At 64.3% G+C, this 2,760-nt stretch carries 4 protein-coding genes; 3 read left to right on the top strand and 1 reads right to left on the bottom strand.

The genetic code is table 11. The features are described 5' to 3' along the window. Positions 1 to 481 (top strand): PAS domain-containing protein (locus I5M_RS11335; protein WP_031336092.1); only part of this gene is annotated, 481 nt, incomplete at its 5' end. Here I5M_RS11335 and I5M_RS11330 read toward each other — a convergent pair. After that, positions 463 to 1,224: a Crp/Fnr family transcriptional regulator gene (locus tag I5M_RS11330; protein ID WP_022721511.1), complete on the bottom strand. Its 762-nt coding sequence runs from the start codon at positions 1,222 to 1,224 to the stop codon at positions 463 to 465. The genes I5M_RS11335 and I5M_RS11330 overlap by 19 nt on opposite strands. Positions 1,225 to 1,865: 641 nt before the next feature. On the opposite strand from I5M_RS11330, the gene I5M_RS11325 reads away from it, so the two are divergent. Together I5M_RS11325 and I5M_RS11320 are read left to right on the top strand one after the other, a co-directional pair. Further along, positions 1,866 to 2,315, top strand: a complete 450-nt coding sequence (locus tag I5M_RS11325; RefSeq protein WP_022721510.1) for a response regulator — start codon at positions 1,866 to 1,868, stop codon at positions 2,313 to 2,315. Then, positions 2,315 to 2,760: PAS domain S-box protein (locus I5M_RS11320; protein WP_031336090.1), on the top strand; the 446-nt coding region annotated here is incomplete at its 3' end. The genes I5M_RS11325 and I5M_RS11320, both read left to right, overlap by 1 nt.

The raw sequence follows: 2,760 nt of genomic DNA, 5'->3' as shown, positions 1-2,760 counted from the left end.
GCATCGACCAGGCGCGATCCGTAGCTTGCTCGGGGACATTTTCGTCATCGCCTGCGACGCGCGCAGTGGCTATCCGTTCAGGGTCGCCGGCACCCGGATCGGCGCCCTGCTCGGCCGCGACCTGAAAGGTGAGAGCCTGCTCGCCCAATTCGCCGCCGACAGCCGGCACGACGGCGAGGCCCTGCTCGACATCGCGGCTTCTGAGTTGCGCCCGATTACAGCCGGCCTCACAGCCGTTTCGGAGACGGGCGACAAGGTGCCTCTTGAATTGCTGGTGCTGCCGTTTGCGCCGCGGCCCTATACGCCCGCCACCATGACCGGGTTGCTGGCGCCTCTCAAACCGATGGTGCGTGGGCCGATGTCGGACCTGCGGCCCCTGTCGTGGCGGATCGTCGGACGCGAGCAGCGCCGGTTCGGCCCTCGCGTGATCCGCAAATGGGAGGCCGCACGCGGCCTCACGGTCTACGACGGAATGCGCTGAAACTGCTCGCGGGGCAGCGGAGGACGTGGCGGCGGCATGTCGCGCAGTTCGGACGACGTGCTGCCCAACCGATCGGACACGTGGCATTCGCAGGCGCGCCGGGCTAGTTCGTCGACGTTGACGATCAGCATCCGTCCTCGACTATAGCGGATCACGCCCTGCTGCTGGAGCGCGTGCGCGATCAGCGATATTGTGTTGCGCTTGACGCCGAGCATCTGCGCCATCATGTCCTGGCTGAGCAGCATGGCGTCGCTGCCCGACAATTCACGTGACTGATAAAGCCGCCGACACAGCCGCTCCTCGGCGCTGTGCGCCGCATTGCAGGCGACGGTCTGCTCGGCTTTCAGCGTGCGAACCCATTGATGGCGCATCAGCGCTTCTCGTAGGCTCGGGCTTTGATCGACAGCGGCGCGGAAGTACGTGGCGTCGATGGCCGAGGCCACACCTGGAAAACGTACGATCGCGGCCCCCGGCGAAGGCACTTCATGCAGCGCCGCGCCGTCGCCGATCACGCCGTCGCGTCCGATCGCTGCGACCTCGATCGTCTCGCCACGTCGCAGGCGCGCCATGATGGAAACGATGCCAGAATGCGGAAAGTAGACGCGATGCACCGTCTCTCCGGCCTCGATAAGGATCTGACCGAAGGACAATTCGACGTTGCGCAGATGAGGGCGCAACAGGTCGAAATCCTCGCTCGGTAGATTGCCGAGTATCAAGTTCGCTGAAGGCCGCGCCGTCGCCATGGATCCTATCCGCATTTGCCGATTCCCGCGACCGGGCGGCTCGGCAGTTCCGCCACAGGTGAGCCGCCTCACCCCTGACGGGAACTTTCATGCGGTTTCGCGGCCGTGTCCACCTCGTACGACTACTCGCGAATTGCGCGAGCGTCTGCGCTATGTCGCGCAGTCCCTTCACTCTCGTGCTGATCCGGCCGTCGCGGCGGCGGGAAAGCACCCTCGGCAACCACCATACAGCCTATCAACGCAGTCAGTACCATCACGGCCTCGGGGCTTGGCTGGTGCGGCAAGGTGTCTACTTCCCGTTCGCTGACGAGTAGCTGTTCGGCAGGTCGAGCCATCGTCGATCCTCTGGCGGTGGTCCCCGTTCTGTAGCCGAGCCCCACAACGCTAGATTGATCTCGCGCAAGTTCCGCACGGGAACATGCGTATGGCCAGCGGGTGAGCGCCCTCCACAAGGGGGGCCTGCCTCAAACGTCGGCGACTCGGAAAGTTGCCCACAGAACGCGCGGGCCGACGAAGTACTAATCAGTAATTGAGGGAGACAGACGCGGCGAGCCGCCACAAGATTTGCTTAATATCGGCGAGTCGCTGACCATCAGCAGCGCACAAATGCCGGCTTTCGGGAGAAACCAGCGCGAGGCGACATGTCGAGACTGCTGCTCGTGGACGATGATCATCTGTTACGATCGGCGATACGCGCCTGGCTCGAGGCGGACGGCCACGAAGTGATCACCGCTGATTGCGGCGCCAGCGGAATGACCGCGCTGCGGCAGGACGCAATCGATCTGGTCATCGTCGACATCTTCATGCCGCATATGCAAGGCTTCGATTCGGTCCGGACATTCCATCAGTGCGCACCGACGACGCCGCTGATCGCCATCTCCGGCTACGTGTTCGCCGAAAATCGAATCCCCGCCCCGGATTTTCTCCGGATGGCGCTCGAACTCGGTGCGACGCGCTGCCTGCGCAAACCCTTCACCTCGGAAGCTCTCCTCGGCGTCGTCAGCGCAGTGCTCGCCGAACGCGATGCAAAGGCCGCAACTCTGACAACCGCCGAGGCGAAGCGGGCGGATATCCACGGCGGGTCGTCCTGATGAGCTTGCCATCCAACACCGATCGACACTTCCGCCTTCTTGTCGAGGGCGTCAGCAACTACGCGATCTACATGCTCGATCCCGAGGGCCGGGTTACGAGCTGGAACCGCGGGGCCGAGCAGATCAAACAGTACACCGCGGAGGAAATTCTCGGCCGGCACTATAGGGAGTTCTATCCGCAGGAAGCGCGCGCGCGCGGCGAGCCGGAGCACAATCTGCAGATCGCCCGCGAGCGCGGCCGTTTCGAGGAGACGGCCTGGCGGCTGCGCAAGGACGGCAGCCGGTTTTGGGCCCACGTCCTGATCGATCCGCTGCGTGACGAGAACGGTTCGCTGATCGGCTTCGCCAAGGTCACCAGCGACATGACCGAACGCAAGCGCACCGAGGAGGCGCTGGTCCATGCCCAGAAGATGGAGTCGATCGGGCAGTTGTCCGCCGGCATCGC

The organism is Rhodopseudomonas sp. B29, assembly GCF_000333455.1.
GTDB lineage: Bacteria > Pseudomonadota > Alphaproteobacteria > Rhizobiales > Xanthobacteraceae > Rhodopseudomonas.
Note: the sequence above shows the minus strand (reverse complement) of the source record. Positions and strands in the feature narration are given on the sequence as shown.